The sequence below is a fragment of the Lapillicoccus sp. genome (assembly GCF_025353065.1).
Taxonomy (GTDB): Bacteria; Actinomycetota; Actinomycetes; order Actinomycetales; family Dermatophilaceae; genus Lapillicoccus.
Window position 1 is genome coordinate 1 of the sequence record NZ_JANXRJ010000190.1, and the last position, 22777, is coordinate 22777.

A 22777-nucleotide genomic window follows, 5' to 3' on the forward strand; every position below is an offset into this window, starting at 1 on the left:
CTCGGCCGCACCAGCAACACCGGCGACCCCTATGTCATGCCTCATGTGCGTCAGGCGGTCATCGACGCCTTCCGCCGCGCCGAAGTCACCCTCGACGACCTCGACGGCTTCGAGACGCACGACTGCTTCACGCCGAGCGAGTACCTCGCGATCGACCACATCGGGCTGACCGACCCCGGTGAGTCGTGGAAGGCCATCGAGAACGGCGAGATCGAGATCGGCGGTCGGATGCCGATCAACCCGAGCGGCGGACTCATCGGCGGCGGTCACCCGGTCGGCGCGAGCGGGGTCCGGATGCTGGTGGACGCGGCGAAGCAGGTGAGCGGCACGGCCGGCGACTACCAGGTCGAGGGCGCGCGCACCTTCGGCACGCTCAACTTCGGCGGGAGCACCGCCACGACCGTCACCCTCGTCGTCGGTGCGGCCGACGCCGCCTGATTGCGCGACCGCCCGACCGCCCGACCAACCCGAAGGAACCCTCTCATGGACGTCGACGTCGTCGGCCGGTTGTTGTCCACCCTCCCCGTCGACGACGACCACCCCTACCGCACCGGGCCCTGGCGCCCCCAGCGGACGGAGTGGAAGGCCGACGACCTCGACGTGGTCGAGGGGCAGATCCCCACCGACCTCGACGGCGTCTACCTGCGCAACACCGAGAACCCGCTCCATCCGTCGATCAAGAACTACCACCCGTTCGACGGGGACGGCATGATCCACGTCGTCGGCTTCCGCGACGGAAAAGCGTTCTACCGCAACCGGTTCATCCAGACCGACGGCCTGATGGCCGAGGCTACCGAGGGTCGGGCGCTCTGGGCCGGACTGGCCGAGCCACCGTCGATCGCGTTGCGCGAGAACGGCTGGGGCGCCCGGGGCCGGATGAAGGACGCCTCCAGCACCGACGTCATCGTCCACCGTGGCACCGCCCTCACCAGCTTTTACCAGTGCGGAGACCTCTACCGCGTCGACCCGATGTCGGCCGAGACCCTCGGCAAGGAGTCGTGGAGCGGGAGGTTTCCCTTCGAGTGGGGCGTGTCCGCGCACCCGAAGGTCGACGACCGCACCGGCGAGATGCTGTTCTTCAACTACGGCAAGGACGCGCCCTACATGCACTACGGCGTGGTCGACGAGCGCAACGAGCTCGTGCACTACGTCGACATCCCCCTGCCCGGACCGCGTCTGCCGCACGACATGGCCTTCACCGAGAACTTCGCCATCCTCGGGGACTTCCCGTTGTTCTGGGAGCCGGAGCTGCTCGCCAAGGGGGCCCACGTCGCGCGTTTCCACCCCGAGCTGCCGACCCGTTTCGCCGTCATCCCGCGACGCGGGCAGAGCTCGGACATCCGCTGGTTCGAGGCCGAGTCGACCTTCGTCCTCCACTTCGTCAACGCCTACGAGGACGGCGACGAGATCGTCATCGACGGCTTCTTCCAGGGCGACCCGGAGCCCGCGGACAACGGTCTCGGGGACAGGTGGCAGCGCGCCTTCCGCTTCCTCGCGCTCGACCGGATGCAGGCGCGCCTCCACCGTTGGCGGCTCGACCTCGTCACCGGACTGGTCAAGGAGGAGCCGCTGAGCGACAGCATCACCGAGTTCGGCATCATCAACGCCGCCTACGCCGGCCGCCAGCACCGCTACTCGTATGCCGCGTCGGGCAAGCCCGGCTGGTTCCTCTTCGACGGGCTCGTCAAGCACGACGTGCTGACCGGCTCGGAGGAGCGCTACGCCTTCGGCGACGGTGTCTACGGCAGCGAGACGGCGATGGCCCCCCGGATCGGTGGCACCTCCGAGGACGACGGCTACCTCGTCACCCTGACCACCGATATGAACGCCGACGCCTCGTATGCCGTCGTCTTCGACGCCGCCCGCGTCGGGGACGGCCCCGTGTGCAAGCTCAGGCTTCCCGAACGGATCGCCAGCGGCACGCACTCGACGTGGGCGCCGGGGGCCGAGCTGCGGAGGTGGCAGACCGCCGACTCGGCCGCCGACGCCGTCGGACTCTGACCCGCCGGCGACCGGTGGAGCCGACCCGGAGAGGGACCGGCAACGACATCCGTATCGACCCGGCCAAGGCAGAGGAGCAGAGCAGATGACGACTGGGCGAGGGCTGCATCCCGCGGCGAAGGTCGTCGACTACCTGTCCCGGGGGTGGTGGAGCGACGAGACGGTGGACCAGCTGTTCGCCGAACACGTCCGGACCCGCGGCAGTCTCCTGGCCGTCGTCGACCCGGCCAACCGCGATGCGCTGCTGGGGTCTGCGCCCCGACGACTCACGTGGGCCGAGCTGGGCGAGGAGGTGACACACCTGGCCGCCGTCCTGCTCGGTCTCGGGCTCCGCCGCGGCGACGTCCTCGGCGTCCAGCTCCCCAACACCATCGAGCTCGTCGAGGTCTATCTCGCCGCGTGGACCATCGGGGTGGTCGTCTCGCCGCTGCCGATGCAGTACCGCGAGCGGGAGATCGTCGGGATGGGCAGCCAGGCGGGCTTCGCGGCATACGTGACCTCGCCGCGGTTCGGCGACCGCTCACCGGTCACCGACCTACTCGGCCTGCGCGACCGACTCCCGAGCCTGCGCGCCGTGCTCGCCTTCGGCGCACCGGCCGAGCTCGCCGGTCTGACCCCGGGCGCGTATGCCGTGATGCCGGCCCCCGCGACCGAGGACGAGCACGCCCTGGTCGCAGCGCACACGGCCGCCGATCCCAACGAACCGAACGACTGCCTCACGATCTGCTGGACCTCGGGCACGGAGAGCGAGCCGAAGGGGGTGCCGCGTTGCCACCTCGACTGGATCGCCATCAGCTGGGGGACGGTCGACGCACCTGGGCTCGTGACGGAGGACGTGCTCCTCAACCCCTTCCCCATGGTGAACATGGCCGGTATCAGCGGGATGTTCCTGCCGTGGCTGAGGACGGGCTGCGTTCTCGTGCAACATCATCCGTTCGACCTGCCGACGTTCCTCGGTCAGATCGCGGCCGAGCGCGTGACCTACACCGTCGCGCCGCCCGCCCTGCTCTGGATGTTGCTGCACAACGAGACGCTGATGGCGAAGATCGACCTCAGCAGCCTGACCCGGATGGGGTCGGGGTCGGTGCCGCTCCAGCCGGCCATGGTCCGGGGCTGGCAGGAGAAGCACGGCATCGGTGTCATCAACTTCTTCGGGTCCAACGAGGGGGTAGGCCTGCTCTCCAGCCCTGCCGACGTGCCCGACCCCGACGAGCGCGCGCAGTTCTTCCCGCGCTATGGCGCACCGGGTCTGACGTGGTCGTCGCGGGTGTCGGAGTGGATCGACGTGCGGCTCGTCGACCTCGGCACGGGCGAGGACATCACGACCCCCGGGGTCAGTGGGGAGCTTCGACTCGACGGTCCGACGATCTTCGCGGGTTACCTGCACGGGGAGACGCGGCCCAGCCCCTTCGACGAGAGGGGCTACCTCTGCTCCGGCGACCTCTTCGAGATCGCCGGTGACCGCGGGCAGTTCCTCCGGTACGTCGAGCGAGCCAAGGACATCATCATCCGCGGCGGCATGAACATCGCCCCCGCAGAGCTCGAGAGCCTCATCGCCGAGCATCCGGCCGTGGTCGACGTCGCCGTCGTCGGCGACCCCGACGAGGTGCTCGGTGAACGGGTCGCGGCCGTCGTGTCGCTCGCGCCAGGTGGCTCCCTGACGCTCGAGGAGCTGGCGGACTTCCTCCGCACCAAGCAGATCGCCTCGTTCAAGCTGCCCGAGCGCCTCGAGGTACGGGCCGAGATGCCCCGCAACCCCGTCGGCAAGATCCTCAAGCGGCTGCTCCGGCTGCCCACCCCGGATCCTCGCCCGGCTCCCTCTCCCGTGGGCGCCTGACTCCGAGTCGGGCCACCCGACTCCGAGTCGGGCCACCTGACTCCGAGTCGAGCCACCCGACTCCGAGGCGGGCCACCCCGATCCCCGCGTCCGGGGAGTCAACCGGCTCGACTCCGCGTCGAGTGAGGTCACGGCGTCAGCACCTGGGCGGCGAGCGCGATGACCAGGGGCGCGACGCTCGTCAGGCAGAACGCGGGCAGGAAGGTCAGACCCAGCGGCAGGACCATCCGGACGCCGACCCGTGCGGCGGTGACGTCGAGGGCGGCGAGCTCGGCGGCGCGCAGGTCGGCGGCCCCGTCGAGGAGCAGGGCCGAGGGGGCAACGCCGGCGCGCGACGCGAGCCGCAGGGCATCGCCAGTCCGCGCCCAGACGGGATCGACGGCGGCCCAGGCGGTGCGGTCGTCGACGCCCCACCGGTGAGCGGCGGCAACGGTTGCGAGGTCGGTGGCCGCCGAGCCGACGCTGACCGCAGCCACCTCCTCGATCGCCTCCACCACCCCGCACCCGGACCGCAGCGCCACTGCGAGCAGGACCATGGTGCCGGCGACATCGTCCACGCAGAGCTCGTCCCGGCCCGGGGACGGGCCGGTCCCCCGGCGCCTGCCGACGACCGTCGGGGCGAAGAGCCCGGCCGCCGCGTCGGGACCGGCGTTCGCGCCCACCGGTGGCGGCCACAGCACCACCGCCAGGGCGACCGCGCCCGCCGCCAGGGCGACCACCTCCATCACCGTCGCCCCACACCGGCAGGGCCTCCCGACCGCGGCCGCCGAGCCGCGTGGCCGCCGCCGATGCCCGCAACGAGCCGGCTGCACCACCACCGGCCGAGCATCAGCAGGACCAGGCCCGACAGGGTCGAGGCCAGGGCGGCCGGGGTGGCGTAGAGCTGCCGGGGCGACAGACCGAGCAGCAGTCCGACGACCGGGCCGGCCAGCGGAAGCGCCGTCAGGACCGCGGCGGTCGCCCGTGGCCCCGCGAGGGCGATCGCCAGGCGCTGCCGCCGGGCGGACTGCTGCCGCACCACCCGGGCGGCCACGGTCGCGCACTCGGCAAGCGGCGACCCCAGTGACTCCGACAACGACCAGGCCCGCGCGACGAAGGCCACCTCGCCCGACCACCCCGAGCGGGACGGCCCCGAGCCGCCCGAGCCGCCCGAGCCGCCCAGGCCGCGCGAGCCGGACGGGCCGGACGGGCCGGACGGGCCTGAACGGCCCCAGCGACCCTCGAGGGCATGCCGCGTCCACACCGGCGCCAGCGGCCGGCCGGCAGTCGCCTCCGCGACCAGATCGGCCAGCAGGGCATCCACCGGCCCCGACCGGGGTCCGCCCGTCCCGACGTCGCCCTGGCCACGGCGGCTGAGGTGGGCCAGCGCCGCTGCCGGCGGCAGACCGGCGGCGAGGGCCGGTGCGATCGCGTCGAGCAGGGCCACCAGCTCGGCACCGTCACGATGGTCCCGGCCTTCGCGGCCCCACGGCCGGTCGTGGGCGACGACCGCGAGGAACCGGCCCCCGGTGGCTATGCCCGTCCCCGGGGCGTTCGCCGCGCGCGCGCCGGTCGTGCTCCATGAGCGATCGCGTGGAGGCCACGCCACGACCGCGAGGGCAAGCAGGACGGCGGCGAGGACCATCACTGCGGCACCTGCTCCGGATCGTGGCCCAGCAGCTCGGCCAGCTCGGGCCACCCCGACCCCGCGCGGGCGGTGACACCGTCCCACGTCAAGGCGGGCACGGCATACGGCGCACCAGCGGGGCCACGGCGGAGCACCGCCACCGTCTCCAGCCGTCGTCCTCCCCCAGCCACACGGCGCACGTGCACGACCACCCGGACCGCGGTGCCCAGCTGGGCGTGCACCGCCACCGGGTCCATCCCGGCCAGCGCCCCCAGCGCCTCGAACCGCGCCACCACGTCGGCCGCTGCGTTGGCGTGGAGGGTGCCGCACCCGCCCTCGTGGCCGGTGTTGAGCGCGGCCATCAGGTCGCGCACCTCGCCGCCACGCACCTCACCGAGCACCAGCCGATCGGGCCGCATCCGCAACGCCTGTCGCATCAACGTCGTGAGCGTGACCTCGCCGACCCCCTCGACGTTGGCGGGACGGGCCTCGAGCCGGACGACGTGCGGGTGCTCGATCCGCAGCTCGCGGACGTCCTCGACGACGACGATCCGCTCGTCGGAGGTCGCCTCGGCGAGCAGTGCCGCCAACAGGGTCGTCTTGCCGGCGCCGGTCCCCCCGGTGACGACGAAAGCCACCCGTCGCCGCACCAGGGCGACGAGCAGGTCGTGCCACGGCGCCGGGAACATGGCACGGGCACCGAGCGCCGACAACCCGATCCGGGACCGGGCCGGCACCCTCAGCGTGATGTGGGGACCACCCCCCACCAGGGGCGGCAGGATGGCGTGGAGGCGGACGCCCGAGGGCAGCTGCCCGTCGACCCAGGGCGAGGTGTCGTCGAGTCGCCGTCCAGCGAGGCCGGCGAGCCGCACGGCGAGGGACCGCCGCTCGCCGGGATCGCCGACCTCGACCTCCACCCGTTCCATGCCGCGACCGCGGTCGACCCACACGCTGCCGTCACCGTTGAGCGCGATGTCGGTGACCTCGAGGTCGAGGAGCAGGTCGTCCAGGGGCCCGGCCCCGAGGAGCCGGGAACGGAGCGCGTCGTCGGCGGCCGTGACCCCGAGCGAGCCGAGGGTCGCCAGGCCCGAGCGGGCCACGGCCGAGATGGACGAGCGGTCGGGAGGCATCCCGAGCCTGATCCGCTGCCACACCGGCTCGTCGAAGGAGTCCCGCAGGCGGCCGGCACGGGGCGCGGGACGGTCGGGATCCTGCGACGTCACGCTGCGCCTTCCTGCTCGCGTCGCCGATCGAGCATCGCCCGGGCGACGACCAGGTCGGCCAACGACGTCACCGCGCCACGTCGGGTGCCCGGAGGGATCCCGTGGACGAGGTCGCCGTCCAGTCCACGGTCGTCGGCCAGGACCCCGAGCACGGGCAGGCCCAGCTGCGTCGTCACCACCCCCCTCACGTCGTCGTCGTCCCGCACGGACCTCAGACAGACCACGAGGTCGCCGCCCGTGCAGACCGCCGCCCGGAGCCACGGCGCCACCACCGTGAGCGCGGCGACCTGTCTCAGACGGGCACCGGCGAGAACGACGACGGTGTCGGCGACCGCCACGATCTCCTGCGCGCCGTCCCCACGCAGAGGGAGGTCGACGACGACGAGGTCGCACGCGGCGCGCAGCGCAGCGACCACCGGGCCGACCCGGTCGAATGCCACGGGCTGGTGGACGACCTCCCGGGAATGGGACAGCACCCGAGCTCCTTCGGTCTCGGGGAGCGCATCCCAGAGCGCCGAGCCGTCTGCAGCACCGTCGAGCCCGGAGAGGTCGGACCAGCGCAGACCCACCGTCTGCTCGGCGCCGAAGGTCACGTCGAGGCCACCTCCGAAAGGATCGAGGTCGACGGCGGCCACGCGCACCCCGGCGGCTGCCGCCCGCACCGCCACCCCGACCGAGAGGACAGAGGCGCCGAGGCCTCCCGAGGCCCCGGTCACCGTCAGCAGGCGCCGGGCCGGGACGATCGGCGCCGGGGGTGGCGGGTCAGGTCGAGAACCGCGTCGGGCGGCAGGGCTTCGCGTCATGACCCCAGGGTGGCGGCCGTCCCCGTGCTCGCGAAAGGGCACCGGGTACGCCTGTGGATCGTGGGACGAACCGCCACCCCCCTGTGGACAACCAGGCATCACGCACCCATCAACACCGACGTGGAGTCCCGTCAGCGACACCGCATCCCCTCAGCCGCACAGAATCCCCGCAGCCGCACAGAATCCCTCAGCCGCAGAGTGGAGTCGACGGCCCCCGTCGGGGGACGACGGGGGCCGCCTACGCGCTGGCACCGGGGGGGAGGAGCCAGTGCGCCACCGCTCAACCCTTCGAAAGGGGAGCCCCATAATTCTCCGCCGTCCGAGGCACGCTTGCAATCAGCGAACTCACCGTCGTGCCCGATTACGACGGATTGGTCCAACGCCAGGACCACAGATGTCGTGAAGTCGCCACCCGATGGCGGCAATCATCCACGTCAAAAACTACCCCTCGCCCGCCGGGTCAGGAACAGTTCGGCCGGTTGTCCCCGTCAGCGGCTCGTCAAGGTGACTCACCCGGTCCGCATCGCACATAAGTGATGGCACCTCGACGTGAGCAGAGGTGCCACCACGACCGTGCCGCGTTCCCGGGTTACCAAGCGTGCAGTGTTGAAGTTGTCGCCTCGGGACAAGCCCGCGGACGACTGTCCGACGTGGACTGGCGCCGCGTGGGTGCCTGGGTGCTTCACGGTGGTCGATCGAGGCCCGAAGGCCCTGCCTCAGTTCTACTCGCCTTTGGGGGCTTTTGGGAAGGATCAGCACGGCCTGATTCTGCCGGAGCAGCGGGTCAGGCTCGGGAGCCCGAGCGCCTCACCCGAGCCGCCCGACCCGGACCGCAGCGCAGATCCGCTCCCCCTCCGCGGCGCCCGAGGTCACCGCCTCGGCGCAGTGCTGCAACCACAGCCCCACCCCCTGCCGCCCTCCACCCACGTATGCCGTGAGCGCACCGAGGTAGGCCGGCCCGCCCTGCCCGACGTACCCGACCTCCAGAACGGCGACACCCGTCGGGTCGAGGCCTCCGGCGACGACGACGAGCCGCTCCATCGCGCGCGCGACGATCCCGTTGCCCCGCACGAACGGCCGCATCGAGGCGAGCTCACCGTGGACGAGCCCCGCGACGACGGTGACGGGCGCCCGACGCGGGCCGGTGAGGACGGCGGCGAGGCCGGCGAGGCGCGCTGCCACCTCGGACGGACCGGGGGCGTCCCCGAGGTCGATGAGCTCCCGGGACGTCTCGTCGTCCTGCCGCGGTCGCCCCACCTGCTCCGCCGGAAGCAGCCCGGACATCGCCGCGACATGGAGCCGGGCGAGCACCTGGAGGGGCGCGGTGAAGACCCGACCGACGAGGTGCTCCGTCTCGGCGGTCGCCTGGGCGCACGCTCGAACCACCTCGTCGACGGGGTCGGCCGGGTCGGGCCAGGCCACCGCCCCCCGGACCCGGTCACGGACGATCTCGAGCGGCAGGTCGGCCCCCTCGAGCGCGGCACTCGCCCGGGCCCCGCGGATCCTCGACTCGGCAGCGGCCTCGGGGATCCTTCGGCGCAGCGTCTCGTTGAAGCGCAGCCGGGTGCACGCCTCCCGCGCGGCCTCGGCCGACTCGCTCACCCCGGGCAGCCGGGCGAGCGCGTCGAGCGAGGCCTGGACGTCGTTCACCGACGCACTCTAGGCGCACCACGACCCGGGTCCGACGACGCTGCCCCCACGATCCGTCCGGACCAGACGGTCGGGCCTACAGTCGGGCCGTGACCCCCAGCTCGATCGCCGTCGTCCTCATGGTCGCGGCGGTCGTGGTGGTCGTCACCGGGGGTGTCCTGCGGCTGCTGCGGCGCCGCCGCTTCGTCAGCGACGTGGACCGAGCCACCTACGAGACCCTCCACAGTGCCAGCCTGGCCGCCCGACACCTCCGCTCGGGCCTCACCCCCCAGGCGGCCGAACGGACGACCCGCCAGCTCCGCTCGATGCTCGGCAGCCGCGCCGTCGCCCTGAGCGACTCGTCGGGGGTGCTCGCCTGGGACGGGGTCGGCGATCACCACCGACTCGACCTCCCGGCCCTGGCCGAACCAGTGCTCATCTCCGGGGCGACCGTGGTCCTCACCGACCCCGACATCGTCTGCTCGGACCCCGACTGCCCCATCCGGTCGGGGGTGCTCGCCCCGGTCGTCGCGGACGAGCACGTGGTCGCGGTGCTCGCGGCATACGGGCCGTCCGTCGGGGCCGGTCTGGTGAGGGCCACCGAGGAGCTGGCAGCATGGATCTCGACGCAGGTCGAGCTGGCCGAGCTGGATCGGCAGCGCACCCACCTCATGGAGGCGGAGCTGCGGGCCCTGCGCGCGCAGATCTCCCCCCACTTCATCTACAACTGCCTCGGGGCCATCGCCTCGTTCGTCCGGACCGACCCCGACCGCGCCCGTGAGCTCCTCCTCGAGTTCGCCGACTTCACCCGGTACGCGTTTCGTCGCGGGGGTGCCTACACCACCTTGCGCGACGAGCTGCGCAACATCGAGCGCTACCTCGTCCTCGAGCAGGCCCGCTTCGGCGAACGGCTCATCGTGCAGCTCACCATCGCCCCCGAGGTGCTCCCGGTCGCAATCCCCTTCCTCTCCGTGCAACCGTTGGTGGAGAACGCGGTTCGGCACGGACTCGCCAGCAAGCAGGGCGTCGGGCACGTCACCATCCACGCGGTCGACCTCGGGACGACGGCGGAGATCACCATCGAGGACGACGGGGTCGGAGGCGACCCCGAGGTGATCCGCGCGGTGCTCGCTGGAGAGAGCGCCGAGGACGGCGTCGGGCTCGGCAACGTCGACGCCCGGCTCCGGGCCGCCTTCGGCGACCAGCACGGTCTCGTCGTCGAGACGGCACCCGGCGCCGGTACCAAGGTCACCTTCCGGGTGCCCAAGTTCGCACCGGGGATCCACGCCGAGCCCTAACCTGTCCGTATGACGCCGACGTCACCTCCCGCCGAGCCACGGCTGCGCGCCCTCGTCGTCGACGACGAGGCGCCGACGCGGGCCGAGCTCACCTACCTCCTCGGGCAGGACGAGCGCATCGAGAGCCTGGTCAGCGCGAGCTCCGGCACGGAGGCCCTGCGAGCCCTCGAGACCCACACCGTCGACGTGGTCTTCTGCGACATCTCCATGCCGGGGCTCGACGGGCTCGACCTCGCCAAGGTGCTGGCCCGCTTCGCCCAGCGACCGCAGATCGTCTTCGTCACGGCCTACGAGGAGCACGCGGTCCACGCGTTCGAGCTGCAGGCCACCGACTACGTCATGAAGCCGATCCGGGCCGAACGGATCGCCGAGGCGGTGCGCCGGGTCGTGGCCAAGCACGCCGACGAGTCCGGGGCCACCCCGGTGGGCGATCCCGAGGACGAGACGATCCCCGTCGAGCTCGGGGGCGTGACGACCTTCGTCCAGCGCAGCCGGATCCGCTACGCGACGGCCCACGGCGACTACGCCCGCCTCCACACCGGCGACGGCTCGCACCTCGTGCGCATCTCCCTCAACGCCCTCGAGGAACGCTGGGCCACAGTCGGTTTCGTCCGGATCCACCGATCGACTCTGGTCTCGCTCGCCCATGTCACAGCAGTCTCGATGGACGGTGGGCGCTGTCGCGTGCGGGTCGGCGACGTGGAGCTGCAGGTGAGCCGTCGGCATACCCGCACCCTGCGCGACCGGCTGCTGCGCACCTCCGTTTCCCCCAGCCCGCTCCGACCCCCTCCTGGTCGCCCCAGCCCGCTCCTCCCGACCAGCCCCCGATGACCGCTCCACCCCCGGGCAGCCCGCCGCGCCGGGTCCGCATCACCTCCCCGCGACGGGACGCCCGACCGCGTGCGGCCCGACGCCCGGCGACGCAGGAGCTCGCCGAGCAGACCGGTCTCGGCGAGGTCTACCTCTCGGCCCTGCTGCGCGCCCAGCTCCGGCTGTCCGTGGCGATCCTCCTCGGCACGGGCGTCGTCGTCCTCGGCCTCCCCGCTCTCTTCGCCCTCGTCCCCATCACGCGGGACATCCGGGTCGGACCGATCCCGTTGCCCTGGCTGGCGATCGGGGTCTGCATCTATCCCCTGGTCGTCGTCGTCGCCCGGATCTACGTCAAGCAGGCCGAACGCATCGAGCGCGAGTTCTCGGAGCTGGTGAAGGCGGGTCCGACCGCCCCATGAGCTCGCCGGCCGGCATCGTCGCGATCTCGCTCGTCTGCCTGGTCACCGTCGGGATCGGCGCCTTCGGGCTGCGTCTCTCCCGGACCACGAGCGACTTCTACGTCGCCGGCCGCAGCGTCACCGCAGGTTGGAACGCCTCGGCGATCGGCGGCGAATACCTCTCTGCCGCCTCCTTCCTCGGCGTCGCCGGCCTCGTCTACTCGCTCGGCGTCGACATGCTGTGGTTCCCGGTGGGCTACACCGTCGGCTACCTCGTGCTGCTCGTCCTCGTCGCTGCTCCCCTGCGTCGCTCCGGCGCCTACACGCTCCCCGACTTCGCCGAGGCGCGGCTCGAGTCGCGGTTCGTCCGATCCCTCGCCTCAGGTCTCGTCGTCGGGATCGGCTGGCTCTATCTGATCCCCCAGTTCCAGGGCGCCGGGTTGGCGCTGGCGACGGTCACCGGCGCCTCCCCGTCCCTCGGCAACCTTGTCGTGGCGCTCGTCGTCGTCGCCAACGTGGTCGCCGGCGGCATGCGCTCCATCACCCTCGTCCAGGCGGTGCAGTACTGGATCAAGCTCACCGCGATCGCCGTCCCCGCCTTCGTGCTCCTCGCGTTCTGGGCGAGGCAGGGCGGCCCGGCGCCGGCGGCAGACCTCTCCCGCACCTGGGGCCAGGTGCTCGGCGGCTTCGGCGGGCGGGAGCACCCGGTCTACTCGACCTACAGCACGATCCTCGCCCTCTGCTTCGGCACGATGGGCCTGCCCCACGTGCTCGTGCGCTTCTACACCAACCCCGACGGCCGGGCTGCCCGCCGCACGACCCTCGTCGTCGTCGGCCTGCTCGGGGTCTTCTACCTCTTCACGCCGGTCTACGGCGTCCTCGGTCGGATCTACCTCCCGACCCTCCCCGCCGCGGTGCGCCCCGACTCCGTCACGCTGCTGCTTCCCCAGGTCGTCACCCCGGGGACGCTCGGCGCCCTGCTGTCCGCGATCCTCGCCGGCGGCGCGTTCGCCGCGTTCCTCTCGACCGCCTCCGGGCTCACGATCTCGGTCGCCGGCGTCATCGACCAGGACCTGCTCGCCCCGAGGCTGCACCATCGGGGCGGTGGAGACGTGTCGCGCATCCAGACCTTCCGGCTGGCGGCGATCGTCGCCGTCGTCATCCCGTATGCCGCAAGCCTCCTCACGGTCAACACCAGCCTCGCCGACACGGTCGGCCTCGCCTTCGCCGTCGCCGCGTCGACGTTCTGCCCGCTGCTCATCCTCGGCGTGTGGTGGCGACGGCTCTCCGTCGTCGGCGCGGCCGCCGGGCTCGTGACGGGCGGGACGCTGGCCCTGAGCGCGACGACGATCACCGTCCTGGGTCGACCCGGGGTGACCCACTCCGGCTGGCTCAGCGCTCTCCTCGCGCAGCCGGCGGCGTGGACGATGCCGATCGCCTTCGCCGTCACCATCCTGGTGTCCCTCGCGACCCCGTCGCGCATCCCGCCCGGCACTGCGCGGACCATGGTCCGCCTGCACGCCCCCGAGGACACCCGCTCCTCCGGCGCCGCTCCCTCCTGACGGCCGTCGGTCCCCGGGGGAGGCGTGGGCCGCTCGTCGCGCCCCGTATGCCGTTCGGCGTGCCCCCTGCGCCCACTCGGCGCTCACCCGATCCGACCGGCGCGGGGCGTCTTCACACGGCATACCGGGCCCATCACCATGGGTCCGCGGGAGTCCCCCGTGACCCGACCCCCCACCGGAGGCCCTCCCGTGAGCAACGACGCTCAGAGCAGGACGGACGACGACTCGACCTTCACCGAGGTCCAGCAGTCAGCCGAGTTCACGGACCTGCGCCGCAGGTTCCGCTCGTTCGTGTTCCCCCTGACCGGTGCCTTCCTGGCCTGGTACTTCCTCTTCGTCATCTGCGCGGCCTTCGCGCCGGCGTTCATGTCGCACAAGCTCGTCGGCAACATCAACGTCGGGCTGGTCTTCGGTCTGCTGCAGTTCGTCTCGACCTTCGCGATCACGATCGTCTACGTCCGCTGGGCCGACCGGCACTTCGATCCCGTCGCCGAGAAGATCCGCAACCACGTGGAAGGCGGCGGGCAGGCATGAGATCCGTCGTCGTCCCCATGGCCACCCAGGTGGGCAGCCCGGCGGTCAACATCACGATCTTCGTGATCTTCGTCGTCGTGACCCTCGCGATCGTCCTGCGCGCGTCCGGCAAGAACAAGACCGCAGCGGACTACTACGCCGGCGGCCGGGCCTTCACCGGCCGGCAGAACGGCATCGCCATCTCCGGCGACTACCTTTCTGCCGCCTCGTTCCTCGGCATCGCCGGCGCCATCGCCATCAACGGCTACGACGGCTTCCTCTACTCCATCGGCTTCCTCGTCGCGTGGCTCGTCGCCCTCCTGCTCGTCGCCGAGCTGCTGCGCAACACCGGCCGGTTCACGATGGCCGACGTCCTCAGCTTCCGGCTCCGGCAACGGCCGGTGCGGATCGCCGCAGCCATCTCGACGATCGTCGTGAGCCTCTTCTACCTCCTCGCCCAGATGGCCGGCGCGGGCGGCCTCGTCGCCCTGCTGCTCGGCATCGACAGCAAGGCGGGCCAGAACCTCGTCATCGCCATCGTGGGCGTCATCATGGTCGGCTACGTCCTCATCGGCGGCATGAAGGGGACCACCTACGTGCAGATCGTCAAGGCGAGCCTCCTCATCGTCGGCGCGTTCGTGATGGCCGCATGGGTGATGAGCAAGTACGGTTTCAACCTCTCGTCGCTCTTCCAGGGCGCGGTCGACAAGACCGGCAGCGGGGCGATCCTCGACCCGATGAAGCAGTACGGCAAGAGCACCACGACGAAGATCGACTTCATCTCGCTGTCCCTCGCGCTCGTGCTCGGGACGGCCGGGCTGCCGCACGTGCTGATGCGCTTCTACACCGTCCCGACCTCCAAGGAGGCCCGGAAGTCGGTCGAGTGGGCGATCTGGCTGATCGGCCTGTTCTACCTCCTCACCCTCGTCCTCGGCTACGGCGCCGCCGCCCTCGTCGGACCGGCCGAGATCAATGCCGCCCCCGGCAAGGCCAACTCGGCCGCGCCGCTGCTCGCCTACCACCTGGGCGGCACGTTCCTCCTCGGCATCATCGCCGCCGTGGCGTTCGCGACGATCCTCGCGGTGGTCGCGGGGCTCACGATCACGGCGAGCGCCAGCTTCGCCCACGACGTCTGGGGTCACGTCATCAAGAAGGGTGAGGGCAGCGCCGACGCCGAGGTCAGGATCGCCCGCATCTCGGCGGTCGTCATCGGCGTCATCGCGATCATCGGCGGCATCTTCGCCAACGGGCAGAACATCGCGTTCCTCGTCGCACTCGCGTTCGCCATCGCGGCGAGCGCGAACCTCCCGACGATCCTCTACTCGCTGTTCTGGAAACGGTTCAACACCCGGGGCGCCCTGTTCAGCATCTACGGGGGCCTGATCATCGCCCTGACCCTGATCATCTTCAGCCCCGTGGTGTCGGGGAAGCCGGCGGACGCCAAGACGGGACTCAGCCCGTCGATGATCACGGACGCCTCGGTCAACTTCCACTGGTTCCCGCTCGACAACCCGGGCCTCGTCTCCATCCCGCTCGGGTTCCTGCTCGGGTGGGTCGGCACGATCACCTCGAAGGAGTACAACGCCAAGAAGTACGCCGAGATGGAGGTCCGCTCGCTCACCGGCGCCGGCGCCGAGAAGGTGGTGCTCGACCACTGACCCCGGCCGGGTTCCCCGGGTTCTCCCAGGTTCCGGATGCGGGGAGGGGCGACAGACGACACGATGGGCCGACCACGCGTCGTCACCCCGGATGCGTCGCCCCTCCCCTCTCCTTCAGGAGCACCCCGTGCCTGCACCCTCGTTCCGTCGCCGGTTGACTCTCGGCCTCGCCGGCCTCGCCGTCGTCGCTACCGCCCTCGCCGGCTCGGCCTCCACCGCGAGCGCCGGGCCGGCGGAGCCGCCCTCGACGCCCGTCCCGATCAGCACGCCGGACGGGCTGCTCATGAGCTACGTCGTCAACGCGGTGCACGCCGAATCGTCGGACATGGCGAAGGTCCGCAGCGCGGTGACCCGGTCGGGCGGGGTGGTCGTCCAGTCGTGGCCGCAGATCGGGGTCGTCATCGCCCACTCCGACCGAGCCGCCTTCCGCACGAAGGTCGTCTCGATCGGGGCCGGCTCCGTCGGCTCCGTCGGTGCGAGCCGCACCGTCGCCGTCAGCGAGGGCACCCCGGGGGCCATCGCCACGCCGTGGGGAGCCGGCGCGTCCGCCGTCGGGCCGCACCTCACCAAGCCCGCCGAACCTGCCGCGGCCCCGGTCAAGGACCCGCGGGAGTCCGAGCAGTGGGACATGCAGATGATCAAGGCGCCACGGGCCCACACCACCACGGACGGCTCGCCGTCGGTGGTCGTCGGGGTCCTCGACAGCGGCATCGACGCCTCGCACCCCGACCTCGCGCCCAACATCGACGCCGCCGACTCGGTCAACTGCACGGACGCCGGCAGGCCCGACCTCTCATCGACGGGCTGGCTCCCCACCACGAGCGGGCACGGCACCCACGTCTCGGGAACGATCGCCGCCGCCCGCAACGGGATCGGGATCGTCGGCGTCGCCCCCGGAGTGCGGCTCGCCTCGGTCAAGGTCGTCAACGACGCCGGGTTCATCTACCCCGAGTATGCCGTCTGCGGCTTCGTCTGGGCCGGCCTGAAGCACTTCGCCGTCACCAACAACAGCTACTACGTCGACCCCTTCGAGTTCTACTGCGGCGACCAGCCGGACCAGTTCGCCGCGATGGAGGCCGTCCGCCGGGCGGTTACCTGGTCGACGAAGCAGGGCGTCGTGCACGCTGCCGCCGCCGGCAACTCCGCGGTCGACCTCGCCCACAAGACGACCGACGCGGGCAGCCCCGACGACGGGACGCCGGTCGACCGCACCCTCAACAGCACCTGCAAGGACATCCCGACCGAGCTCGACGGGGTCGTCACCGTCTCAGCGGTCGCCCGCGTCGGCACGACGCTGAACAGCACCCTCTCGAGCTTCTCCAACCGGGGGAAGGGCGTCATCGATGTCGCTGCACCGGGTTCCAACATCCTCTCGACGCTGCCGAACAACAGCTACGGCAACCTCAGCGGCACCTCGATGGCGTCACCGCACGTCGCCGGGGTCCTCGCCCTGATGAAGTCCGTCCACCCCACCTGGGGCCCGGCCAGGATGATCAGCGAGCTGCGCCTCGAGGCCGACAACAAGCCGTGCACCGCCCCCAGCGGCGGCCCGAGCTGTGTCGGCCCCCCGGCGGACAACAGCTACTACGGCGAGGGGCTGGTCAACGCGTTCGACGCGACGCGCTGATCGACCCGGCACCACGGCATACCCCGTATGCCGGTTGGCCAGAGACGCGCGTCAGGACGCCTCGAGCGGCCAGTGGTGGTGGCGGTTCAGGTGCTCCTCGACACGGGCGATGTCCTGCTGGCTCGGGAGGGCGTCGGTGAACCGCGTGATGCTCACGCCGATGTCGGTCGAGGTGGCCGTCGGGTCGGTGTGCGCCGCGATCTCGTCGGCGATCTCCCGGATCTCACCCTCGGACAGCCGGCGGCGGAGCAGCGCGATGAGCGGGATGTAGTCCTTGGGCGGGACGCCGGCCGGATAGCCCTCGAGGAGCCAGTCGACCACGCCGCGCAGCCGGTCGTTCAGTGCCATGAGGAGTCTCCTACTTGCTGACGAGGGTCGGGAAGACGTGCGCGAACGAGACGGCCCTGCCGAATCCGGAGGCCACCACGATGGTGATGCCGAGGGCGACCCCGGCGAGCACGACGAGGAAGCAGATGGCGGCCAGCACGTTCCCGATCGGCTGGCCCTTGGCGTGGTCGACCTCCGCGGAGCCCCCGGCCCCGAGGGCCAGCGAGCGCACACCGAAGGCGAAGACCATCGGGAGGCCGGCCCCGAGGACGAGGCTGGCGAGCAGGACCTTCCAGGCGCCGTCGAGGGCGAGGGCGAGGTTGTTCATGCGACGGACTCCAGGGTCTTGGTCGTGGCGGGGGCTTCCCACTCGTCGTTGACGTTGCCGGCGTGGACCGGCTGCCTGCGCGAGCGGATGTACATGTAGACGGCGAACGCGACGAGGATGAGGAAGACCACGATCGCGCCGGCCAGGCCGCCGACGAGGTGGCCGATGAACCACATGACGGCGCCGACCACGGCAGCCGCCGGGAGGGTGATCATCCAGGCCGCGACCATCCGCAGAGCGACGTTCCACCGGACCTCGGCGCCCTTCTTGCCGACGCCGGTGCCGAGGATGGAGCCGGTGGCGACGTGGGTGGTGGAGAGGGCGAAACCGAGGTGGCTGGAGGCGAGGATGACTGCGGCAGAGGCGCTTTCGGCCGCCATCCCCTGCGGCGAGGAGATCTCGACGAGGCCCTTGCCGAGGGTGCGGATGATCCGCCAGCCGCCGAGGTAGGTGCCCGCCGAGATGGCCAGGGCGCAGGCGAGCTTGACCCAGAAAGGGATGTTCTTGGTGTCGGTCCACTCGCCGCCCGCGATGAGGGCGAGGGTGATGACGCCCATCGTCTTCTGCGCGTCGTTGGTGCCGTGGGCCAGCGAGACGAGCGAGGCGCTCCCGATCTGGCCCCAGCGGAAGCCGGTCTCGGTGAACCGCTCGGCGACCCCGGCGACGACGCGGAAGATCAGCCAGGTGCCGAGTGCGGCGACCGCGCCGGCGATGACCGGCGAGACGAGCGCGGGGAGGATGACCTTGCCGATGACGCCGTCGAGCTTGGTGCCGTCACCGTTCCACTTGACCCCGCTGAGCCCGAGGCCGGCGATGGCCGCCCCGATGAGGCCGCCGAAGAGGGCGTGCGACGAGGACGACGGGAGGCCGAGGAGCCAGGTCAGGAGGTTCCAGACGATCCCTCCGACGAGCCCGCAGAGGAGGATGAGCAGCAGCGAGTAGCCGCCGCCCGCAAGGAACTCCGGCTTCGGCGCTCCGGACTTGTCCTGGATGTTGATGACGGCGTTGGTGACCGTGAGGGCGACCTCGACGGAGAGGAACGCGCCGACGAGGTTGAGGACGCCGGACAGGGCGACGGCGACCTTGGGTTTGAGGGCTCCCGTGGCGATCGAGGTGGCCATGGCGTTCCCGGTGTCGTGGAAGCCGTTGGTGAAGTCGAACGCGAGAGCCGTCACCACAACGAGTGCGAGGACGATGGTGGCGGTGGTCATGCAGACCAGTGTCGGGGCGTCGGGCGGGCCGGAACAGTGGTCCGGTCACCTGTTCAACCAGTGTTCACCCCGGAGCGGGAACCCCTGCCCGGGTCAGCCCCACCGGAGGGGAAACGGCTGCGTCCACGCGCCACGGCCAGCTAGGCCTTCGCGGCCTTGAGTGCGCGCTCGGCTGCCTTCTCTGCGGCCTTCTCCGCGCGCTTGGCCTCCCGGCGGGCCACCGACGCCTTCTCCAGCTCGCCCGCGACGGCCCGCGTCGGCGCGGCGCCGCCCCGCGTGGCCGGGAGCCACCAACGGTCGGCTGCCGTGCGCGGCACGTCGGGATAGCCGTCCATGGCCTGCTCCAGCAGACCCTCGAGCCGCGCGTGGAGGTCGCGGGTCACGGCATACGGGTCGGCGTCCCTGGTCGGGTGCATCGGCTCCCCGACGAGGATGGTCAGGGCCTTCCCGCGGCGCAGGCTCCACCGCGGGCCGGTCGTGAGAATGCGCTGGCTACCCCAGACCACGACGGGGACGAGCGGCACCTGCTCCCAGATCGCGATGGCCGCAGCGCCCGGCTTGGTCTCCTTGATCGTGTAGGAGCGGCTGATCGTCGCCTCGGGGAAGACCCCGACGACCTCGCCCGCGCGCGCCTTGCGGACACCACTCCTCAGGGCCGCGACGCCGTTGCTCCGGTCGACGGGGATGTGCCCCATCGCCCGCATGATCGTGCCGACGAGCGGCGGGTCGAACACCGCCTCCTTGGACATGAAGCGCACGAACCGGCCCTGTGCCCGGCCGGCGAGCCCGACGAAGGTGAAGTCGAGGTAGGACACGTGGTTGCTCGCGAGCACCGCCCCGCCGTGCCGCGGGACGTGCTCGGCGCCGAGGACGGTGATGCGCAGCCCGAGGGCGCTAAACATCAGCCGGACCCCGGCGATGACGATGCGATAGGTGACGTCTCTCACGACAGCAATCCGTAGCCGGACGGTCAGCCGGTTTGCCTGCCCGTTGGTCGAGGATTTCACCCCGCTCGCCTGCTGTCACCCGGACCCCCCTTGTCGCCGCTCGGCGGGAGGGAGTTGACTCGCTCCCAGACCTGCTCATCTCGCCCGCTCCACCCCCCCAAGCCCCAGCCCCAGCCCGCAACGACGCAGGAGGACGCCCGTGTCCAGCCCCACCCTGGAGAACCTCGGTCACGAAGACCGGTCGTTCCCGCCCGACCCCGCCTTCACGGCCCAGGCCAACGGCACCACCGCGATGTATGCCGCCGCTGACGCCGACTACGAGAGCTTCTGGGCCGACCAGGCCCGCTCCCGGCTGACCTGGAGCAAGGACTTCACCGAGGTCCTCGACTGGAGCAAGGCGCCGTTCGCGACCTGGTTCGCGGACGGCGAGCTCAACGCGGCATACAACTGCGTCGACCGGCACGTCGAGGCGGGCCATGGCGACCGGGTGGCCATCCACTTCGTCGGCGAGCCCACCGACGACACTGCCGACACCCGCGACATCACCTACGCCGAGCTGCACGCGCAGGTGCAGCGGGCCGCGAACGCGCTCCAGGACCTGGGGGTCGGCAAGGGCGACACCGTCGCCATCTACCTGCCGATGATCCCCGAGGCCGTCGTCGCGATGCTCGCCTGCGCCCGCATCGGCGCTCCCCACTCGGTCGTGTTCGGCGGCTTCTCGGCGGAGGCGCTGAACTCCCGCATCCGGGACGCGAAGTGCAAGCTCGTCATCACGGCCGACGGCGGCTACCGGCGCGGCGCCGCGTCGGCCCTCAAGCCCGCCGTCGACGAGGCCCTGGCCAAGGCGCCGACCGGCGTCGAGCACGTGCTCGTCGTCAAGCGCACCGGCGCCGAGGTCGCCTGGACCGACGTCGACATCTGGTGGGAGGACGCCCTGGCCGCGGCCGACGCGACCCACGTGGCGGTCGGCTTCGAGGCCGAGCACCCGCTCTTCATCCTCTACACCTCCGGCACGACGGGGAAGCCGAAGGGCATCTTCCACACGACCGGCGGCTACCTCACCCAGGTGGCCTACACCAACGCCGTCGTCCACGACGTGCACCCGGAGACCGACGTCTACTGGTGCACCGCCGACGTCGGCTGGGTGACCGGGCACTCCTACATCGTCTACGGACCCCTCGCCAACGGCGCCACGCAGGTGATGTACGAGGGCACCCCGGACACCCCGCACCAGGGCCGCTGGTGGGAGATCATCCAGGACCACAAGGTCACGATCCTCTACACCGCGCCGACCGCGATCCGCACGTGCATGAAGTGGGGAGAGTCGATCCCGGCGAAGTTCGACCTGTCGTCGCTACGGGTGCTGGGCTCGGTGGGCGAGTCGATCAACCCGGAGGCGTGGATGTGGTACCGCCGCGTCATCGGCGCCGGCACGGCGCCCATCGTCGACACCTGGTGGCAGACCGAGACGGGCGGCATCATGATCAGCCCGCTGCCCGGCGTCACGGCCCTCAAGCCCGGCTCGGCGCAGCGCGCGATCCCCGGCATCAGCGTCGACGTGGTCGACGACGAGGCGAAGTCGGTGCCTGACGGCGGCGGCGGCTACCTCGTGGTCGACAAGCCGTGGCCCGCGATGCTGCGCGGCATCTGGGGCGACCCGGAGCGCTACCAGGAGACCTACTGGTCGCGCTTCCCCGGCCTCTACTTCGCCGGCGACGGCGCGAAGAAGGACAGCGAGGGCAACATCTGGCTGCTCGGCCGCGTCGACGACGTCATGAACGTCTCCGGCCACCGGCTCTCGACCACCGAGATCGAGTCGGCGCTCGTGTCGCACCCGAAGGTCGCCGAGGCCGCCGTCGTCGGCGCCGCGGACGCGACGACGGGCCAGGCCGTGTGCGCCTTCGTCATCCTGCGCGGGGACGCGGTCCAGGAGGTCGACGAGAAGGGTGAGGGCGTCGACCTCGTCCAGGAGCTGCGCAACCACGTCGCCAAGGAGATCGGCCCGATCGCGAAGCCGCGCCAGATCATGATCGTCAAGGAGCTCCCCAAGACGCGCTCCGGCAAGATCATGCGGCGGCTGCTGCGCGACGTCGCCGAGCACCGCGAGGTCGGCGACGTCACGACCCTCGCCGACTCGACGGTGATGGACCTGATCAAGACCGGGCTCGACACGACGTCGGAGGACTGAGGCCCCGTCCTCGGAGGACTGACTCCGACGTCACGACGACCGTTGGTGCCGGGTATGCCTGCCGTTCGTGCTCCGCGACCGCCGGGCTACGGACCAACGGTTGTCGTTACGCGGCGACGCTCTCTCGGCGGCGGCGTTCCATGGCGGCCTCCAGCATCTCCTTCACCCAGGCTTGGCGCGTCATCACCTGCACCCACGTGAACCGCAGCACGAGCCAGCCGTCGACCGCGAGCTCGTCGTAGCGCACGCAGTCCCGCTCCATCTGCTCGCGCTCACCGTGGAACTCGAAGCTGTCGGCCTCGGCGACGATCATGAGGGCTCGATCGGCGAGGTCGACCCTTCCGATGAACCGACCCGTGCGGGACGAGTCGATCCGCACCTGGGGCACGAGGGTCAGGCCGCCGACGGGGTTGACGTCCAGCGCGATGGACCGCAGCACCGACTCGAACGGGTTCGCCGCGCGCTTGTCTGCTGCTGCCGCGATGCGGACCGCCTGAGCGTGCCCCCGATCCGGCGATGTCGCTGCCGCCGCGCGGAGCTGCAGACGGCTGACCCGACCGCTGCGCAGCGCGGAGTCGGCGATCGCCAGGCCCTCGTCGGCGGGGAGCGAACGCATGCAGTCGAGCACGGTCTAGACCGGGGAGGTCACCCAGCCGTCCACGACGTCGGCCGGAGCGAGGTGGCGCCAGCGCACGTCGAGATCCTTCTGGACGTCGTCCGGCACCTTCCGTCCGCGGGGCACAGCGATCTCGGGACGTTCCGGCTGCCACTTCATCGACCATCCCCGGTGGGCCGCAGCGCTGCGACCCAC

At 71.5% G+C, this 22777-nt stretch carries 20 protein-coding genes and 2 pseudogenes; 11 read left to right on the forward strand and 11 right to left on the reverse strand.

The genetic code is table 11. From position 1 onward, the window contains the following. From Q0R63_RS14800 to Q0R63_RS14810, 3 genes and pseudogenes are all read left to right on the forward strand, one after another. Positions 1–438: pseudogene (locus Q0R63_RS14800) on the forward strand (thiolase domain-containing protein); the annotation flags it as partial. 45 nt (positions 439–483) lie between these two features. Beyond that, positions 484–2001, forward strand: coding sequence for a carotenoid oxygenase family protein (locus Q0R63_RS14805; RefSeq protein ID WP_295698800.1), 1518 nt, complete (start codon positions 484–486; stop codon positions 1999–2001). A gap of 85 nt (positions 2002–2086) precedes the next feature. Beyond that, entirely contained in the window at positions 2087–3838 is a 1752-nt protein-coding gene (locus tag Q0R63_RS14810; protein ID WP_295698802.1) for a class I adenylate-forming enzyme family protein, read from the forward strand. Between the two features lie 128 nt (positions 3839–3966). Here Q0R63_RS14810 and Q0R63_RS14815 read toward each other — a convergent pair whose 3' ends face one another. The 5 genes from Q0R63_RS14815 to Q0R63_RS14835 form a co-directional block, all read right to left on the reverse strand. After that, entirely contained in the window at positions 3967–4557 is a 591-nt protein-coding gene (locus Q0R63_RS14815; RefSeq protein WP_295698804.1) for a type II secretion system F family protein, read from the reverse strand. A gap of 5 nt (positions 4558–4562) precedes the next feature. Continuing rightward, a complete protein-coding gene (locus Q0R63_RS14820) occupies positions 4563–5465 on the reverse strand; it encodes a hypothetical protein (RefSeq protein WP_295698806.1) in 903 nt (300 codons plus the stop codon). Then, a complete protein-coding gene (locus Q0R63_RS14825; RefSeq protein WP_295698808.1) occupies positions 5462–6667 on the reverse strand; it encodes a TadA family conjugal transfer-associated ATPase in 1206 nt (401 codons plus the stop codon). Before Q0R63_RS14825 ends, Q0R63_RS14820 begins: the two co-directional genes overlap by 4 nt. After that, positions 6664–7470, reverse strand: coding sequence for a hypothetical protein (locus Q0R63_RS14830; RefSeq protein ID WP_295698810.1), 807 nt, complete (start codon positions 7468–7470; stop codon positions 6664–6666). Before Q0R63_RS14830 ends, Q0R63_RS14825 begins: the two co-directional genes overlap by 4 nt. A gap of 807 nt (positions 7471–8277) precedes the next feature. After that, positions 8278–9120, reverse strand: coding sequence for a Fic family protein (locus tag Q0R63_RS14835; RefSeq protein WP_295698812.1), 843 nt, complete (start codon positions 9118–9120; stop codon positions 8278–8280). A 119-nt stretch (positions 9121–9239) separates the two neighbouring features. Here Q0R63_RS14835 and Q0R63_RS14840 point away from each other — a divergent pair, with 119 nt between their 5' ends. The 7 genes from Q0R63_RS14840 to Q0R63_RS14870 all read left to right on the forward strand — a co-directional run bounded on the left by Q0R63_RS14840 (position 9240) and on the right by Q0R63_RS14870 (position 16965). Beyond that, positions 9240–10397 (forward strand): histidine kinase, encoded by a 1158-nt coding sequence (locus Q0R63_RS14840; RefSeq protein ID WP_295698840.1) that lies wholly within the window; start codon positions 9240–9242, stop codon positions 10395–10397. Between the two features lie 9 nt (positions 10398–10406). Beyond that, positions 10407–11228, forward strand: a complete 822-nt coding sequence (locus Q0R63_RS14845; protein WP_295698814.1) for a LytTR family DNA-binding domain-containing protein — start codon at positions 10407–10409, stop codon at positions 11226–11228. Continuing rightward, complete coding sequence (locus Q0R63_RS14850; protein WP_295698816.1) at positions 11225–11626, forward strand: hypothetical protein; 402 nt, start codon at positions 11225–11227, stop codon at positions 11624–11626. The genes Q0R63_RS14845 and Q0R63_RS14850 overlap by 4 nt, the downstream gene beginning before the upstream one ends. After that, positions 11623–13167 (forward strand): cation acetate symporter, encoded by a 1545-nt coding sequence (locus tag Q0R63_RS14855; protein ID WP_295698818.1) that lies wholly within the window; start codon positions 11623–11625, stop codon positions 13165–13167. The genes Q0R63_RS14850 and Q0R63_RS14855 overlap by 4 nt, the downstream gene beginning before the upstream one ends. 189 nt (positions 13168–13356) lie before the next feature. After that, positions 13357–13701, forward strand: a complete 345-nt coding sequence (locus tag Q0R63_RS14860; RefSeq protein ID WP_295698820.1) for a DUF485 domain-containing protein — start codon at positions 13357–13359, stop codon at positions 13699–13701. Next, on the forward strand, positions 13698–15338 hold the full coding sequence (locus Q0R63_RS14865) for a cation acetate symporter (RefSeq protein ID WP_295698821.1): 1641 nt from the start codon (positions 13698–13700) through the stop codon (positions 15336–15338). The genes Q0R63_RS14860 and Q0R63_RS14865 overlap by 4 nt, the downstream gene beginning before the upstream one ends. A gap of 127 nt (positions 15339–15465) precedes the next feature. After that, positions 15466–16965: a S8 family serine peptidase gene (locus tag Q0R63_RS14870; protein ID WP_295698823.1), complete on the forward strand. Its 1500-nt coding sequence runs from the start codon at positions 15466–15468 to the stop codon at positions 16963–16965. A gap of 51 nt (positions 16966–17016) precedes the next feature. Here Q0R63_RS14870 and Q0R63_RS14875 read toward each other — a convergent pair whose 3' ends face one another. The 4 genes from Q0R63_RS14875 to Q0R63_RS14890 form a co-directional block, all read right to left on the reverse strand. Continuing rightward, positions 17017–17313 carry a DUF3349 domain-containing protein gene (locus Q0R63_RS14875; protein WP_295698826.1) on the reverse strand — a complete coding sequence of 99 codons (297 nt, stop codon included), beginning with the start codon at positions 17311–17313 and terminating at the stop codon, positions 17017–17019. 10 nt (positions 17314–17323) lie between these two features. After that, a complete protein-coding gene (locus Q0R63_RS14880) occupies positions 17324–17620 on the reverse strand; it encodes a hypothetical protein (RefSeq protein ID WP_295698830.1) in 297 nt (98 codons plus the stop codon). After that, positions 17617–18831, reverse strand: coding sequence for an inorganic phosphate transporter (locus Q0R63_RS14885; RefSeq protein ID WP_295698832.1), 1215 nt, complete (start codon positions 18829–18831; stop codon positions 17617–17619). The genes Q0R63_RS14880 and Q0R63_RS14885 overlap by 4 nt, the downstream gene beginning before the upstream one ends. A 140-nt stretch (positions 18832–18971) precedes the next feature. Beyond that, complete coding sequence (locus Q0R63_RS14890; RefSeq protein WP_295698835.1) at positions 18972–19778, reverse strand: lysophospholipid acyltransferase family protein; 807 nt, start codon at positions 19776–19778, stop codon at positions 18972–18974. 199 nt (positions 19779–19977) lie between these two features. Between Q0R63_RS14890 and acs the strand changes: the two genes are divergently transcribed. Then, positions 19978–21966 (forward strand): acetate--CoA ligase, encoded by a 1989-nt coding sequence (gene acs, locus Q0R63_RS14895; RefSeq protein ID WP_295698837.1) that lies wholly within the window; start codon positions 19978–19980, stop codon positions 21964–21966. A gap of 106 nt (positions 21967–22072) precedes the next feature. Here acs and Q0R63_RS14900 read toward each other — a convergent pair whose 3' ends face one another. Further along, positions 22073–22582 carry a hypothetical protein gene (locus Q0R63_RS14900; protein ID WP_295698839.1) on the reverse strand — a complete coding sequence of 170 codons (510 nt, stop codon included), beginning with the start codon at positions 22580–22582 and terminating at the stop codon, positions 22073–22075. A gap of 15 nt (positions 22583–22597) precedes the next feature. After that, positions 22598–22777, reverse strand: a pseudogene (locus tag Q0R63_RS14905) (hypothetical protein); the annotation flags it as partial.

Bases quoted from the DNA above. Each gene is read 5' to 3' on its own strand.
- Q0R63_RS14805 (WP_295698800.1), top strand. From the start codon at position 484: ATGGACGTCGACGTCGTCGGCCGGTTGTTGTCCACCCTCCCCGTCGAC.
- Q0R63_RS14810 (WP_295698802.1), top strand. From the start codon at position 2,087: ATGACGACTGGGCGAGGGCTGCATCCCGCGGCGAAGGTCGTCGACTAC.
- Q0R63_RS14830 (WP_295698810.1), bottom strand. From the start codon at position 7,470: ATGACGCGAAGCCCTGCCGCCCGACGCGGTTCTCGACCTGACCCGCCA.
- Q0R63_RS14840 (WP_295698840.1), top strand. From the start codon at position 9,240: ATGGTCGCGGCGGTCGTGGTGGTCGTCACCGGGGGTGTCCTGCGGCTG.
- Q0R63_RS14845 (WP_295698814.1), top strand. From the start codon at position 10,407: ATGACGCCGACGTCACCTCCCGCCGAGCCACGGCTGCGCGCCCTCGTC.
- Q0R63_RS14850 (WP_295698816.1), top strand. From the start codon at position 11,225: ATGACCGCTCCACCCCCGGGCAGCCCGCCGCGCCGGGTCCGCATCACC.
- Q0R63_RS14855 (WP_295698818.1), top strand. From the start codon at position 11,623: ATGAGCTCGCCGGCCGGCATCGTCGCGATCTCGCTCGTCTGCCTGGTC.
- Q0R63_RS14865 (WP_295698821.1), top strand. From the start codon at position 13,698: ATGAGATCCGTCGTCGTCCCCATGGCCACCCAGGTGGGCAGCCCGGCG.
- Q0R63_RS14875 (WP_295698826.1), bottom strand. From the start codon at position 17,313: ATGGCACTGAACGACCGGCTGCGCGGCGTGGTCGACTGGCTCCTCGAG.
- Q0R63_RS14880 (WP_295698830.1), bottom strand. From the start codon at position 17,620: ATGAACAACCTCGCCCTCGCCCTCGACGGCGCCTGGAAGGTCCTGCTC.
- Q0R63_RS14885 (WP_295698832.1), bottom strand. From the start codon at position 18,831: ATGACCACCGCCACCATCGTCCTCGCACTCGTTGTGGTGACGGCTCTC.
- Q0R63_RS14900 (WP_295698839.1), bottom strand. From the start codon at position 22,582: ATGCGTTCGCTCCCCGCCGACGAGGGCCTGGCGATCGCCGACTCCGCG.